Source organism: Streptomyces sp. SD15 (genome assembly GCF_054462255.1).
Genome location: NZ_JBTLMO010000008.1, coordinates 44,212 through 58,889, shown reverse-complemented (window position 1 = coordinate 58,889; position 14,678 = coordinate 44,212). Strand labels below are relative to the sequence as shown.

The window sequence follows — 14,678 nt, the reverse complement described above, 5'->3', positions numbered from 1 at the left end:
GTTACAGGCCCCCTTCGGACGGGTGATGAAATCCTCACTTACGATTGGGGCGTCAGTCAATACCAGCTGACGATTCCATCATTCCTGAAGGTTTCCGGGTGTCGCCGTGGGCAGCCCAGCCAACCTCGGAGAGGTGAGCAGGCATGGCCCAGCAGACCAGGCACGCCAGGGCGTCCAGGCTGGTCTTCACACACGAGCCAACGGACGCCCTTCGCCATGGTTGCGACCAGCACCAACATCGGGCGGATGCGGCCGGCGCGCAGCCGGCGAGCCAGGGCCCTCGCCCGGTCGACGTCGCCGGCCCAGATCGCTCCGGCGAGTCCGTACTGCGTGTCGTTGGCGATGTCGAACGCCTCCTCCTCACTGTCGAAGGGGATGATCACAACTACGACAGGTCCGAAGATCTCCTCCCGAGCGATCCGCGAGCTGTTGTCGCCGGAGAAGACCGTCGGCCGCACGAAGTAGCCGCGCTCCAGGCCCTCCGGCGCCTCGGGGCCACCGGTGAGCAGGCGCACGCCCTCCGCGAGGCCGGAGCGGATGTAGTCGCGCACGCGTTGCTGCTGGGTGGCGTTGGCTACGGGTCCGAGTGTGGTGGCGGGGTCGTACGGAGCGCCGAGCACGTAGCTCTCGGCCTTGCGTACGGCCAGTTCCTCGGCCTCGACGAGCCGGGAGCGCGGGACGAGCATGCGGGAGAGGCCGCCGCAGACCTGGCCGGAGTTGCGGAACGCGTCCTCGATGCCGACGTTCACGGCCTGTTCGAAGTCGGCGTCCTCCAGGATGACGTTGGCCGACTTGCCGCCGAGTTCGAGCGCGACCTTCTTGACGGACTGGGCGGCCAGCTCCATGACCCGGCGTCCGGCGCGTACGGAGCCGGTGAGGGAGACCATGTCGACCAGCGGGTGGGTCACCCGGGCCTCGCCGACGTCCGGGCCGGTGCCGGAGACGAGGTTGAAGACGCCGTCGGGCAGGCCGGCTTCGGCGACGATCTCGGCGAAGATGAACGAGCTGAGCGGCGCGACCTCCGTGCCCTTGAGTATGACGGTGCATCCGGCGGCGATCGCCGCCCCGGCCTTCATACAGACCATGCGCATCGGCCCGTTCCACGGCGTGATCGCGCCGACGACACCCGCCGCTTCCCGAGCGACCACGGTGTGTCCCACCTGCTCCTCCCAGGTGATCTCGGGCAGGCTCTCGGCAATGCTCCGGAGGTCCTCGACCGCCGCCGATCCCTGCGCCTCCGCCGCGATCTTGGCAGGCTGGCCGATCTCGCTGACGATCGCCCGCGTGATGATCCGGGGCTCCTTACTGCTGAAGGCGAGTCCGAGCTGCAGCAGGATGCGGGCCCCCTGCGGGGAGAAATGCGTGAGGGGCCCTGTCGCACCCCCGAACGGCCTCCCCGGCACAGCTCGCCCTGCCACCCAGAACTGATCGGAGGCCCCGTTGAAGTCACAACACCCCCTTCCTTCGTGGAGGCGCGGCACCCGCCCGTGCCTCCATCAAGGAGCTCATGTCCGACATCCTCGATGGCACGGTCGACCCGGACCGTGTCTTCGACCGCACGGTCTTGACGAGGTGCCCGACGGCTACCGCGCCATGGCGGACCGGGAGGCACTGAGGGGCTGATCCATACCCGACCCGTGCTTGCGAAGGAAGTTCCCCATGTCTGTTTGGTTTGTCACCGGGGCCTCTCGCGGCTTCGGCCGGGAGATCGTCGAGGAAGCCCTCCGCCACGGCCACCAGGTCGACGCCGTCCCCGGCTGAAGTCTTGGACGGCGCCCAAGGCGCTTCCCCGCAATTCTTGGATACCGGCCAAGAAGTCAAGTGCGGCGGCTGTCGGTGGCACCCCTCACGCGGTGACGTGATCCGCCCCGGGACTCTTCTCTCCGGGCCGGTCCATGTCGAGCAGCACCATCTTGTCGTGGTCGACCGACCTCGGCTCGGCGTAGAACACGACGAAGCGCTGCGCGGGCGTGCCGTCCAACGGCATCGACTCGTAGCCGAGGCGAAGGTCGCCGACGTCGGGGTGGTGGAAGGTCTTGATGCCCTGAGCGTGCGGCTTCACGTCGTAGCGGCTCCACAGTTCGGCGAACTCCGGGCTCTTCGGGAGCAGTTCGTCCACCAGGCTCGTCAGGTCGGGCGCCCCGGGATCGGCGCCGGCGAGCACCCGCAGTCGACCGACGCAGGCACGGGCCTGCTCGCCCAGTCGTCGAGCACGTCGGGAGCATGGGGGTGGAGGAACACATACCGGGTGATGTTCCGTGTCTCCGGCGGCTGCGCGTCCAGCCCGGCGAAGAGGCGGAGGGCGCTCGGGTTGCAGGTCAGCACATCCAGCGTCCGGCTGAGCACGAAGACCGGGTTCGGGCGGAGCTCTTCGAGCAATATCAGGACGCCCGGGCGGACCTCACGCGGAGCGGGAGTGGGTGGCGCATCGGACGTGCTGCGGGCAGCTCGGGCAGCCAGGTCGTAGAGGTGCTGGTGCTCGTGCGCGTCGAGCAGCAGGGCACGGGCGAGGGCATCGAGGACCGCGGGGCTGGGGTGGGTTTCCTTGCCCCGCTCAAGGCGCGTGTAGTAGTCGATGCTGACGCCGGCGAGCGCCGCCAGCTCCTCGCGGCGCAGGCCGGGAGTCCGGCGCAGGCCGGAGTGGATGAGTCCGGAGTCTTCCGGGCTGACCTGGGCCCGCCGGGCCCGCAGATACGATCCGAGCCCGCTCTCGACCTCGGGCCCTCCGTCGCCGGTGCTCCGCGATTCACGTGCCATGCGACCAGTGTGCCGCTTGTCACCAACGACGTCGCCTTTGTCGCGTGCGTCTCGGCGTGCTGGTGGGCCACGACCCGCCGCCCCGTACCGGCATTTCGCGAGCCGGACCCGCGTTGCTGTCGGCCGCAGCGACGGCGGCGGGCCGGGAACTGTCGGCCCGGATGCGGGCGGCGCACGACGAGGTCCGCGAGCAGCTCGGCGGCTCGGACGACAGCCCGGAGTTCGCCGTCGAGACATGGGCGGCGACCGCACGGCCCTACGCCTCCTACGCCGTCACATGCGGCGCCGCCTTCGAGCTGATCCTCGCCGACGAACTGCAGGACCACCCCGACGCGGAGCGACGCGACGTCACCCGCCGGATCATGGACCTCGTCCTGTGGCCGGCGATCACCGTCACCGGCAATCCGGCTGCGGCCACCGACCTGCTGTGGCGGTACACCGCCGTCGTACACGGCTTCGCCCACCCGCCCGGCCGCGGATTCGTCCGTGGGCACGCGGTGGACGTCGACCTCGTCGCGGACCAGGCCGCCGACGTCATGCGCACCTTGGCCCGCGCATGCGCGGAACGCCGGTGAAATCCTGCGCCCGGGCTCACGCCGATGACGTCTCGTCCGGGGTATTCGCCAGAGCGGTGGCCTCCGTCCTCGACGAGGACTCCTGCGCCGTCATGTCGAGGAGGACCACGGCGTCGTAGTCGGGGGTGCCCGGCTCGGCGTAACCATCCGTCTGCCCGACCGCCGCCCGCAATCGGTCCAGCAGAACCCGCTGGACTTCCTCCCGGACACCGATCTCCCACGGCTGCTGCCGAGCCGTCCTCACTCCCGAGGAACGAGGTCACCTATTGGCCGAGGCTGTCGAGCCAATCGCCCACCTCCGCCTCGGCATTGCCCATGTCGTCTCGCGAGATCGTGAACGCATTACTTATCACAGTGGAATCAGAAAGCGTTTCGGTGATGGTTTCAACAGTTCCAGACAGGCGGTTTCCGCCATGGGTACTGAAGAGAATGATGTTCTTCCCGCTGAAGTCATGCTGCTCAAGGAACGTATGCATCGGCATCGGCAGCTCGTACCACCAGATCGGATAGCCGATGAACACGGTGTCATATTCTTCAAGGTTCGGGATCAGAGCTTTGAGTTTCGGCCTTTCATTTGCTTCTTGCTGTTCGAGTGCGAGATCTTCGAGCGTTCCGTGATCAAGGGGAAGCTCTTCTGCTGTCTCGATGCGGAACACCTCGGCACCAGTGCGCTCCCCAATGATTTGTGCGACGTACTGGGTGTTTCCTAGAACTTTGCCGTCAACGACGTGGGTGCTGTTCTCCTCGTCTTCGGTCATGTTGTTCGGATCGTCGGTTTCTGGCACCGAAAAATAGGCGACCAAGGTGCTTGATTTATCCAGCGGAGGGACAGTTTCCGAGGATTCCGAATCACTGAAGGCCTCGCCTGCCCCTCCTGCTATCGAGCAGCCCGCGGCACTGCTCCCCGCCAATGCGACGGTGGCCAGTGCAAGAAACTTGCGGCGTGTCGTGCTTGTCATCTCAGTAAACTCCCTATCTTCGGCGAGCTCGATTTTCTTGGGACCATGCAGAACTGTGGTCGCACCGTCTACATGGTGAGCCGTTCTTGGTGTATTCGCCGTGCAGAGACTCCCATGCGACGCAGCATGCGCTGGTTCGCCAACACGGCTGGGTTCGGACCGACGATGAAGAAAGCACCCTTTGCAACTGCCTCTGCGGACAGCGTGCCGGCAAGATCTTCGCGGCGGAATCGGCCAACACTCATGGTGACCTGCAAACGGTTACCAGACGCCGCCTGGTACTCCTCGATCACGTCATGGTAATAGGCATCTTCTGGGCTACGCACGGCCCACAGCAGGTGAATATTTCGCGTGGTGTAGTGGGCTGCTGCCAAGCTGAGCAGCGGCGCCACGCCCGCGCCCATCCCGACGAAGACGAGCGGAGCTTCACGGTCTCGACCCTGGATGATCGATTCGAAGCGGCCGAATGGCCCCTCCATGCGGACGCGGGTTCCCACCTCGACGTTGTCGAGTCGGCGAGTGAAGTTTCCGTGCTGCCGAATGGTGAAGGTCAGGGTTTCCCGGTTGTCGTCGGTCACCGAGAAGGGATGCCATTCTCCACTCACAGAAGAGGATCCCTCGAAGCTGAGGAAGAAGAAGTCGCCCGGCTGCAAGGTCGCTGCTTTGCTGTCGAGGTCCACCGACACCCTGCGGGTCGCCCCACCGCGCGCGTCATTGCTTATGACGGTCCCCATCAGATAGGCGTCGGGCGCGATCCATTTCTTCCAGGTATAGATACCCAGCGCCATCACTGTGTACAGATCAAAGAGCACCATGAACGCAAAGTGCTGGTTCACTCTCACGAGTAGGTGGGCGTGCAGCCAGATCATCGCAACGATCACGAGGTTGAGTCGGTGAATCCACACGGAGAGCTGGTGACGGAAGACAATCTCCAGAAGTCCCTTGGCCCTCAGTAGCAGTCTCGACCTGTCGACCAACCATCCGCTCATAAAGAACACCGAGAAGCACAGCACTACGAGCGCCCCGTAGAACCCCCAATCCCCCAGGTTTCCAGCCAGACGGCTCGGCGAGTAGGAGTAATCACGGTGCATATAGGCCGCGCCGATCGCCAGCACACCGAGCATCCCATGCAAGCCGTAAATGGACGGCAGTCCCACGAAACGGTGCAGCCAGGACGGCCTGATGCTGAGCACGATGGACAGCAGCCACCATGTATAGGCAATCAGACCGAGGAAGATGTAGAACTTCAGAGGTCCAGGTTCAGTGGCCAGGAAGTCGTAGGTGAGCACCAACGGGAGCGGAAACACCACCGTGAGGCTCCAGAACAGCAGCTTACGTAGCATCGCTAAAACTCCACCTGGGCTATGCGGTCAAGCTCGCTCGACCCTTGCCCGGTCGCAGGCGTTCTGCCTTCACTCACCAAGGAAACTCCTCGTCGGCCCGTTTCCCGCACGTTTTGTAGGTTGACATAGACAAGTGCCGCCATGGTCAAGACGGCAACAGCAATCAGGACGATCACCTTGTATTTCGGCTTCATGCGCAGGCCCTTTTCAGCGAGGGGCTTGCGCTGGTCGCCTACCCAGCCAATGAGTTTTTCGTCATCGGCTGACTTCGAGGTCTGACTCATCGAGTGTTCTTCCTGCTTGCGTGGTGTGGATTGCCTGGTTGTACGTCCGTTTCGAGGTCGATCCGTGCTCCTGGGAAGTGGGTGTTGCCATCGACGTACACGTCACCGGCGAAATGTCGTGGAGGATTCATTCCGCAGGTCGGAGACGAGCGAGGCGGCGAAGTCCTGGCATACGTGAGGGAGCTTCGTTCGGTGGTCCATGGCGCCCCTCACAGCGCCCGGAAGGTGTCGGAAGCCACGTCATGGGCGAGCACGGATCCACGGATCCCGTGTGCACCTCGCAGAACCAGCCGCGCAGGGTCAGTTGCCCCTCCGCCAGACGCCGCTCAACACACGGGTACGAGCGCAGTCGCAGCAACCGAGCCAGGACACGGGCCGGGCCATGTCCTCGGGGCTTTTCGCGGATCGCGTGGGGAAGGCGCGGGCGTGATCGATGAGTGGTCGCATGTGCGAGGTCCTCTGAGTGCCGTTGACGGCGTGTCAGCGTTCGAGCACAACGCGCAGGTGCGCACGGCGACGGCCCCCACCTCGAAGCACCAGGCAAACGTGGTGCGGGTGGGGCATGGCGTCGGCTCGGCCGCAGGCCGACTCAGCAGCGGAACACCTGAAGTGACGCGAGTGAGTGGGTGGCTGAGGATCTCGACGCGAGGTGCGACGCCGCGAGACCGCCTGGAGGCAGTGCGATGAACTCATCGCCCCGGACACCGCCGGCGGAGGGCTTCGTGTCGGGCTCCGCTGCGGGGCGGTGGCGGTCGCGGCCCGCCGGCCAGGAGGTCCGGTCCACGATCTGCCCGACGTCGCCGCAGGTGGCGATCTCGTCGGCGTGGTCGGCGACGACCGCGCTCGTGGACCACTCCAGGGGCGCCGAGGCAGGGCCGTAGGTGGCGTGTCCGAACGCGCCGGGCACCATCACACCGATGAACAAGGCCACCAGGAGGGCGGCCAGAGCAAGCACGAACCGAGGTGTCCTGTCTTGTGGCATGCGCCTCCTTTCGGCCGTTCTCATTCATTCGACTTTCGTCCGGGGAGCGGGAAATGCCACCGGCGGCAAGCCCGCCACGGACGGCGCGCCAACCACGAGCACGCGGGACTTCCGCGCTCGTGCCCCACCTTGCTGGAAGAGCTCACCACGCGACAGGTCGTGTTGTGCCGGGGAGCGCTGATCAGGGCAATGACAGGGCCCCCAACATTCCGCCCGAACGGATCACTCTTCTGCTATAAGCGGGCCCACTGCGCCGGAGGCTTGTCCCACGAGCTGGAGAGCACCACGGGCACGGGGGTGAAGGGGTCGCGTCGCGCCGAGGGTAGTGGACGGGCCACGGCGGCCCTCGTGCGTCCGGCGGTGTGCGTGGCCGGCCGCCGGACAGTGGGTGAGTCCCCGGGCCGCGGGCCGCTCACCGGCCGCCCGGGGACCCGGCTCGGAGGAGGGCCTCGGCCGTGATGGGCAGCTCGCGGATCTGCCGTCCGGTGGCATGGAAGACCGCGTTGGCGACGGCCGGCGCCATACCGACGTGGACGACCTCACCGAGGCCCTTGACGCCGATCGGATCGACCTCGCTGTCCGCACCGTTCAGGTAGATCGCCCGCAGGTCCGGCACATCGGCGATGACCGGCACGATGTGGGAGTCGGCCCGGGACGGCGGCCGTCGGGGCCGTGCCGACGCCTCCCGTCATGGTCACTCTCCTCAGTCGTCGCGGAGGCCGGGCGCCCCTCCCGCGGAGGGCAGGACCAGATGCGCGAGGTCCCCCGGCGGCGGTGTCGTCACCGACCACAGCGGAGCGGGGCTGCCGTCGGCGACCGCGGCCGGCGCGTCGGTCAGGTTCATCCGCCGACGGAGCCGGCCGTAGAAGTCCGTCGGCCCGAGCCGGACCGCGCGCAGGCGCCGCGGAGCGGCGTACACCCCGATCCATTCCCCTGGATCGAGCACGCCGCGCAGCTGGCCGTCGATGCTGACGGCCGCCTGGCCCGACCGCTCCAGCACCCGCAGCCCGATCGGCTCGTCCGGCGCGGCTACGACCGAGCGGTTGAACGTCATGTGCGGGGCGACCGGTGTGAAGACGAGGGCCTCGGCACGCGGCGAGACGACCGGGCCTCCGGCGGCGAAACTGTAGGCGGTCGAGCCCGTCGGCGTGGCCACCAGCAGTGCGTCGGCAGAGTACGACGCCAGGAGCCGTCCGCCGAAGTAGACGCCGACCGACACCTGTCGGTCCCTGGAGAGTTTCTCCAGGACGACGTCGTTCAACGCGAAGACGTTCAGGGCGAAGCCCCACTCGTTGTCGGACTCGCAGTCGGTGCGCACCTGCGGGGGTGGCAGCAGCGGCCCGCGTCCGTACCGCAGCAACGCCTCCATGTCGGAGGGCATCTCCAGTCGCCGGGAGGCCCGCAGGGTCAGCAACATGCGGCTCTCCACAGTCAGCCGCCCCTCACGTACGGCGTCCAGGGCCGAGCGCACCGCGTCCACCGGGACCTCCGTCAGGAAGCCGACCCGGCCGAGGTCGACACCCAGGACCAGGGCGTCGTTCTCGGCGGCCAGCCGAGCGCCGCGCAGAAAGGTCCCGTCACCGCCCAGCGTGACAATGAGGTCAGGATCGCCCGCGGCGGCGACCTCTTCCCCGGCGCTGCGGCGCCCGCCGTCCTTCCACACGTCGATGTCCGCGCACTCGACGCCCTGGTCTTCGCACCACGCACGCACCGTGCGCGCCGCGAGCGCGGCCTCGCGCCGTCCGCCGTGCACGACCAGGCCGATACGACTCACCGTCACGTCTGCTCCCACGCACCCACTCATCGGCTTCGGTACCCGCGAGGGCCAACCGCCCGGCGACCATGCGGCACATACGTCATGCTCACCGCGAACCCCTCACCGATGGAGACGCCGCGCCGCCCGCTCTCGGTCGGTCCGTGCAGCCTGACGGTGTCGGCCCCTCGGCGCGGGCCATGTGAGGGGCCCTGTCACTCCCTGGAACGCCGCTCCCTGGCACAACACGGTCTGCCACGGAGCGGCCGAAGTCGCGAACCTGGATCCGACAGGAAGATCCCACAGGAAGCAGCTGTTGTGAGCGACGTCAGGCCAGGTGCGGACCAGGCCTCAGGACCGGCCGTCCTGGGTGGGCCGCAGCCGCGGGGCAGCCGGTTCGCCTTCGATGCCATCGGCACCCACTGGCAGATCGACACGGACGAGCCGTTGAGCGCGAGCCTGCACTCCCACATCCTCGACCGGACCCGACGATTCGACGCCACGTACTCCCGCTTCCGTCCGGACTCCCTGGTGTCCCGGATCGCCGCCGCCGACGGGGGCCGGTTCGAGTTCCCCGAGGACTCGATCAACCTTTTCGGTCTCTACGACCGCCTGTACACGGCCACCGAAGGCGCCGTGGACCCTCTCGTCGGCCGGGAACTGGAGCTCCTCGGCTACGACCCTGCGTACTCCCTCACTCCCGCACCCGACGAGGTGCGGGCGGCCGAGCGCGCACGGGGCCGCGCGAGCTGGGGTGCGGACGTCGACCGGGACGGTACGACCCTTGTCACACGGCGGCCGCTGGTGATCGACGTCGGGGCAGCCGGAAAGGGCCGCGTGGCGGGGAACAGCCACACGCCCGACGGGTTCAACGACGCCCTCGAAAAGATCAAGGCCGAAGCTTCCAGGTGAGGCACTCTCCCGGCACAGGGCTCGTCGGCCTCGGGGGCCAGCCCGGCCGGGACAAACGTAGTCATCGACCTCCCGATGTCAGCGACGCCGACCTGCCCAGCCGAGACCGGGCATCGCTTCCCTGTTCACCGCCGACGGCCGTTGGGTGGTCGAAAGCGCAGGGGGCAGCAACACAGGCCGCGCCGAAATCATCGCGCACTTCACGGAGCTCCCGAGCAAGATTTCCTGGGCCCAGCACTACATCATCAACCCGCGGATCGAACTCTCCGAGGACGGTCGGTCGGCGACCGGCAGCTTCCGGCTCCTCTGCCTGTGCACCATCGAGAGCACGGAATACCAGTGCGCAGGACGCCGTGATCCTCACAGTCGACTACACCGATGGCTGAAGCAACCTTCCGGGGGCTGAGAGGACGTTCCGTACGCGTTCGGCGTTCCAGCGCCCCGTACCCCGGCGACCTGTCGGGCGAAGCCCGGGAGCTGAGCCAGCCGGTCATCACGGCGAGCAAGGCCGGCATGACGAAACCGGCGCTGCTGAGAGCCGGTGCCGCCGCAGATCCAGCAGCATCAAGTCGCCGGTGTCGCCGCCTGCGGGCGTCCGGATCCGGCGAGTACTCCCCCAGGTACCGCGCCGGGTGCGCGGCCGCCAGCAGATAGGTGTAGCGGGTGGTCCCGGGTCAGTTCCCCGCCCACAGCAAGCGGTCCCCATCCCGAAGGAACCCCGACCAGGTCTCTTGCCCTTGGGCTTCTTGTAGCCGGTGATGACCGCCGGGTCGCCGCTGTCGTCGCCACCACCGTCGAGGCCGAGGTCGGCGATCGCGGCGAGGCCGGCCGCGTGGAGTCGGCCGACCAGGTCGTCGTGGCGGCAGGCGGTGATCTCCGAGCCGCGCGCGGGTCGGGCGGTGGAGGTCCACAGCAGCCGGGCTCAGCCAGGTGGCGGGTGAAGTGGATGATCGTTTCTGCGGCAGTGGCGGTGGGCGTGGTCATCTGGTGGTCTTCCGGTTCCGAAGGGCTGCCGCGGTGAAGCGCGTCATTTCTCGGCTGGGGTGGGGGCTCGGGGAAGACGCAGTTGGAAGCATGCTCCGAGGGTCCGGGGAGTGAGGGTGAGGGTGCCTCGGTGGCGGTGGGCCAGGTCGCGGGCGATGGCGAGGCCCAGGCCGGTGCCGCCGTGGTCGCGGGAGCGGGCGTCGTCGAGCCGGACGAAGCGTTCGAAGATGCGCTCGGCGTCCTCGGTGGGCACGCCCGGTCCGTCGTCGTGCACCGTGAGGACGACCCAGGCGTCCTGGTTTCGGATGGTGATCTGGATGCGGTGCGCGGCGTGGCGGGCGGCGTTGTCGATGAGGTTGCGCAGCAGCCGTTCGTATTCGTCGGGGTTTCCGTGTGCGTGTGCGGGGGCGGTGCTGTCGCAGGTGAGGGTCAACGGCCTTTCGGTGAGGGGGTATTGCTCGGTCAACCGGGAGGCGAGGGCTGCCAGGTCGACGGTGTCGGGGTCGGCCATGGGGGTGCGGGTGTCGAGGCGGGCGAGGAGCAGCAGGTCTTCGGCGAGGGCCTGGAGGCGGCGGGTCTGTCGTGCGGCGGTGGTGGCCGCGGCGGGCCAGTCGGTGCGTTCCGGGTAGGCGAGCGCGACTTCCAGGCTGGCGAGCAGGGTGGTGAGGGGGCTGCGCAGTTCGTGGGCGGCGTCCGCGACGAAGCGGCGTTGCTGGGCGGCGGCGTTGTCGAGGCGTTGGAGGGTGGTGTTGATGGTGGTGGCCAGGGCGGTGATCTCGTGTCCCGTGGCGGGGACGGTGACGCGTTCGCGGGGGTCGGTCGCGGTGACCGAGGCGGTGAGGACGCGGATGGCTTCGACCGGCCGCAGCGCGATTCGGACGGCGAAGTAGGCGACGGCGGCGATCAGTACGAGGCTGACGAGCCCGGCCCGCAGCAGCAGGGGGTCGATGGTCTTGGTGATTGCCTCGGCTGTGTGCGGGAGCACCACCACATAGACCCGCAGCGTGGCGTCGGCGGCGACGCCCAGAGCGGCGACTTCGTCGCTGCTCAGTTCATCGGCGCTGATATCGGTGGACATGACCATGCAGGTCCTGCCGGCCATATCGAATCTGTCCCTGGCGTGGTCGCGGCGCACCGGTACGCGGATGGGACGGATCGTCAAGCCGCCGGTCCACTTGGACTCCGATGGGGCGGGCAGCACATGGCGGGTGCCGGGATCGAAGTCGTCCATGCCTCCGCCGTAGGCGACAGCGGTGCGTCGGCCGGTCGCGACGACCTCGTACGGCAGCACGGTGTTTCTGCGAGCGGGAACCACACCCTCGTTCAGCTGATCGACGAGAGCCCAGAGCTGTTGCTCGGCTTGTTCTTCGGCGATCTGCGTGCCCTGGCGGTAGACGTCGCGATGTACCCACCAGCCGATGCCGACCAGGATGACGGCGGCGGTCGCGGCGGCGGCCAGGGCCGTGCGGGCTCGTACCGAACGCGGCCACCAGCGGCGTCGAGGCTCAGTCGCGTTCACGGTCGTCCACCAGTCGGTAGCCGGTACCCCGTACGGTCTGCAGGGACCGTCGGCCGAACGCGGAGTCCACCTTCTTGCGCAGTGCGCTGACCCGTGCCTCCACCAGGTTGGGATCCAGGGCTTCGTCGGGCCACGCGTGATAGAGCAGATCCGCTTTGGAGACCGCCTGGCCCGCCCGGCGGGCCAGCAGCTCCAGCACGGCGAACTCCCGGGGTGTGAGTTCCACCCTGGCCCCGGCCCGGCGGCAGACCCGGCCGGCGACATCCAACGAGAGGTCGCCCACGGCAAGGACGGGCGGGGCGACCGTGGCGGCTCGTCTGACCAGGGCCCGCAGCCGTGCGACGAGCACCACGTAGGAGAAGGGTTTGGCCAGGTAGTCGTCGGCCCCCGTGTCCAGGGCCTCTGCCTGGTCCCACTCCCCGTCCTTGGCGGTGAGTACCAGGATGGGGGTCGCGTTGCCCTCCCGGCGCAGCTGGGCGCAGACCTTGTAGCCGTTGAGTCCGGGCAGCATCAAGTCCAGTACGACAAGGGCGTATTCGCCGGTCCGGGCCATCCACAGTCCCTGCCGGCCGTCGTGGGCGAGGTCGACGCTGTAGCCCTCGGCGGTCAGACCGGTGTGCAGGGTGTGGGCAAGGTCCACCTCGTCTTCGACCACCAGGATGCGCATGCGGTGCAGCTTCGCACAGCGCCGGCCCGCCTTCCTGATCGGCCGGTCAGGTTGGATCAGCCTCCGGTCAACGAGGTCCGGGCACGCTGGCGGAGTGTCTTCGCCGCTGCTGAAAGGCCCTGTCGCCGATGTCCATTGATCAACGTGGCCCCGCCGTGGCCAGGACGGTTTCCCCTCCCGCACCCGCCCGTCGACAATCACCAAGCCCGGCCAAAGCCGTTGTCATCATCGTGCCCCTGTCGCTGACCGTCGCTCTAGGGCTCTGGGGTATCCGCAGGAAGAACAGTATGTGGGGGGACGAGGCCATCACCTATCAGCTCGCACACCGCGATCTTTCGCAGATATGGCTCACCGCCCAGCATGTTGATCTGGTCCATGCCCTCCACTACGCGGTGATGCATGAGATCTTCGGTCTCTTCGGCGGAGGGCTGCTGACGTTGCGGCTGCCGTCCGTGCTGGCAATGTCCGTGGCGGCGAGCGGAGTCGGGCTTCTGGGGCTACGCCTGGCGGGACCCCGTGCCGGGCTGCTGGCCGGGCTGGTGTTTCCGCTCCTTCCCCAGGTACAGAAGTACGCGCAGGAAGGCCGCTCGTATGCCATGGTCTGCGCCCTGGTCACCTGGGCCACCTATGCGCTCGTGGTCAGTGTCCCGCATCGCGCCCGGTGGCGGTGGGCGGTCTATGGCTCCACCATGCTGCTGGCCTGCCTGCTCCATGAGTTCGCGGTCCTCGCCCTGGTTGCACACGGCGTCACACTGGTCGTCTCCCGTGTTCCACGACCGGTGCTGAGAGCCTGGAGTGTGGCTGCCGCGGGCGTTGTGGCCGGGCTGTTGCCGCTGGCGATCTGTAGTGCGGGGCAGTCGGGGCAGGTGTCCTGGATCGACGGACCGGTGCGGCTTCCTGGGTTCCTGGCTGTGGCGGTCGTGGGCGTGGCGTGTGCCGGAGCGCCCCTGGGGGTGAGGGGGCCCGTGCGGCTTTCCGTGCTGGCTGTGCCGATTGTTGTGCTTCCGGGTCTTCTGCTGCTGACCGCCTCACTGGTCAAGCCCCTTTTCGTCGACCGGTATGTGCTCTACAGCAGTATCGGAATCGCGTTGCTGCTGGGCGCTTGGATGGATTACTTCCTCCGGCGGCAGCGGACTTCCCGCTACGCGTGGATCGCGGCGGTTGCCGTGCTGGCCGCGCTCGTCCCGACGAGCCTGTCGTTGAGGACGCCCCAGAGCCGGACTAATGACGTCACCGCCATCGGCGCCACCGTACGCAAGGAAGGCCGTCCCGGCGACGGGCTGCTCTATCTCTCCGGCCGGTACCGGGCCTGGACCGCGGCCAACCCCGAGGACACCCGTTTCCTGACGGATCTGGCCCTGGCACAAGACCCCGTTTCGTCGAACACACTTGCAGGTGTCGAGCTTCCCGCCCAGGATATTGCGGCACGCATGCTGGAATTCGACCGGATCGTCGCGGTCCGCGACCCGGCGGGTGCGCACTCGCCGACCAACCCGCAGGAGGAAGCGAAAACAAGCACCCTGCGGCGCCACTTCCGCGAGTACGGAACAACCCATGTCAATGGGGCGCGAGTCACCGTCTATCTCCGGGACCACGACCCGTCTCCGAAGGCCGGTCCTGGATCCAACAGCCCGGGAGCGAGCGGTGGGGTGATGAGGTGACGGCGGTGGTGCCGGCCCGGCCGGCACCACCGCCGTCACGCTGTCTCGACCCGGAAGCCACGGACCTTGACTTGCCGGTCGCTGCTGGCGTGGGAGGCTGCGGCTGTTCTCCGCCGCTGCCCAACTCCTCGCGACCAACCGAGCCGCAAAGGCCCCCTCTTACACCATTACCGCAGTTCAGGGACTCACAAGCGCTGTACCACCAGCAGACCAAGAATCTTCTGGTGTCGTACTCGCCGAAGAAGCTGGGCTTCTTCTAGGCGCACGAAAAAAGGCGCCTGA

General features: G+C 67.7%; 13 protein-coding genes and 2 pseudogenes. 4 read left to right on the top strand and 11 right to left on the bottom strand.

Annotation, left to right across the window (positions count from 1 at the left end; genetic code table 11):
• Positions 1–56: 56 nt before the first annotated feature.
• The gene (locus ACX28W_RS10460) at positions 57–1,418 is read right to left on the bottom strand and encodes an aldehyde dehydrogenase family protein (protein ID WP_458998607.1); all 1,362 of its coding nucleotides are present in this window, start codon (positions 1,416–1,418) and stop codon (positions 57–59) included.
• 428 nt (positions 1,419–1,846) lie between these two features.
• Positions 1,847–2,757: pseudogene (locus ACX28W_RS10455) on the bottom strand (helix-turn-helix domain-containing protein).
• Positions 2,758–2,801: 44 nt separating this feature from the next.
• Between ACX28W_RS10455 and ACX28W_RS10450 the strand changes: the two are divergent.
• Positions 2,802–3,332: a hypothetical protein gene (locus ACX28W_RS10450; protein ID WP_458998606.1), complete on the top strand. Its 531-nt coding sequence runs from the start codon at positions 2,802–2,804 to the stop codon at positions 3,330–3,332.
• 16 nt (positions 3,333–3,348) lie between these two features.
• Here ACX28W_RS10450 and ACX28W_RS10445 read toward each other — a convergent pair whose 3' ends face one another.
• The 7 genes and pseudogenes from ACX28W_RS10445 to ACX28W_RS10415 form a co-directional block, all read right to left on the bottom strand.
• The gene (locus tag ACX28W_RS10445) at positions 3,349–3,576 is read right to left on the bottom strand and encodes a hypothetical protein (protein ID WP_458998605.1); all 228 of its coding nucleotides are present in this window, start codon (positions 3,574–3,576) and stop codon (positions 3,349–3,351) included.
• A gap of 19 nt (positions 3,577–3,595) precedes the next feature.
• Positions 3,596–4,291: a flavodoxin gene (locus ACX28W_RS10440; protein ID WP_458998604.1), complete on the bottom strand. Its 696-nt coding sequence runs from the start codon at positions 4,289–4,291 to the stop codon at positions 3,596–3,598.
• A 68-nt stretch (positions 4,292–4,359) separates the two neighbouring features.
• Positions 4,360–5,634 carry an FAD-binding oxidoreductase gene (locus ACX28W_RS10435; protein WP_458998603.1) on the bottom strand — a complete coding sequence of 425 codons (1,275 nt, stop codon included), beginning with the start codon at positions 5,632–5,634 and terminating at the stop codon, positions 4,360–4,362.
• Between the two features lie 2 nt (positions 5,635–5,636).
• Positions 5,637–5,918, bottom strand: a complete 282-nt coding sequence (locus tag ACX28W_RS10430; protein WP_458998602.1) for a hypothetical protein — start codon at positions 5,916–5,918, stop codon at positions 5,637–5,639.
• A gap of 589 nt (positions 5,919–6,507) precedes the next feature.
• On the bottom strand, positions 6,508–6,900 hold the full coding sequence (locus ACX28W_RS10425) for a hypothetical protein (RefSeq protein ID WP_458998601.1): 393 nt from the start codon (positions 6,898–6,900) through the stop codon (positions 6,508–6,510).
• 412 nt (positions 6,901–7,312) lie between these two features.
• Positions 7,313–7,540, bottom strand: a pseudogene (locus ACX28W_RS10420) (hypothetical protein); the annotation flags it as partial.
• A gap of 63 nt (positions 7,541–7,603) precedes the next feature.
• Complete coding sequence (locus ACX28W_RS10415) at positions 7,604–8,680, bottom strand: NAD(+)/NADH kinase (RefSeq protein ID WP_458998736.1); 1,077 nt, start codon at positions 8,678–8,680, stop codon at positions 7,604–7,606.
• A gap of 291 nt (positions 8,681–8,971) precedes the next feature.
• On the opposite strand from ACX28W_RS10415, the gene ACX28W_RS10410 reads away from it, so the two are divergent.
• Entirely contained in the window at positions 8,972–9,565 is a 594-nt protein-coding gene (locus ACX28W_RS10410; RefSeq protein ID WP_458998600.1) for an FAD:protein FMN transferase, read from the top strand.
• A gap of 112 nt (positions 9,566–9,677) precedes the next feature.
• Positions 9,678–9,971 (top strand): nuclear transport factor 2 family protein, encoded by a 294-nt coding sequence (locus tag ACX28W_RS10405; RefSeq protein WP_458998735.1) that lies wholly within the window; start codon positions 9,678–9,680, stop codon positions 9,969–9,971.
• Positions 9,972–10,592: 621 nt separating this feature from the next.
• Here ACX28W_RS10405 and ACX28W_RS10400 read toward each other — a convergent pair.
• Positions 10,593–12,068: a sensor histidine kinase gene (locus ACX28W_RS10400; protein ID WP_458998599.1), complete on the bottom strand. Its 1,476-nt coding sequence runs from the start codon at positions 12,066–12,068 to the stop codon at positions 10,593–10,595.
• On the bottom strand, positions 12,055–12,735 hold the full coding sequence (locus ACX28W_RS10395) for a response regulator transcription factor (RefSeq protein WP_458998598.1): 681 nt from the start codon (positions 12,733–12,735) through the stop codon (positions 12,055–12,057). Before ACX28W_RS10395 ends, ACX28W_RS10400 begins: the two co-directional genes overlap by 14 nt.
• Before the next feature lie 128 nt (positions 12,736–12,863).
• Between ACX28W_RS10395 and ACX28W_RS10390 the strand changes: the two genes are divergently transcribed.
• On the top strand, positions 12,864–14,396 hold the full coding sequence (locus tag ACX28W_RS10390; RefSeq protein ID WP_458998597.1) for a glycosyltransferase family 39 protein: 1,533 nt from the start codon (positions 12,864–12,866) through the stop codon (positions 14,394–14,396).
• Positions 14,397–14,678 lie beyond the last annotated feature (282 nt).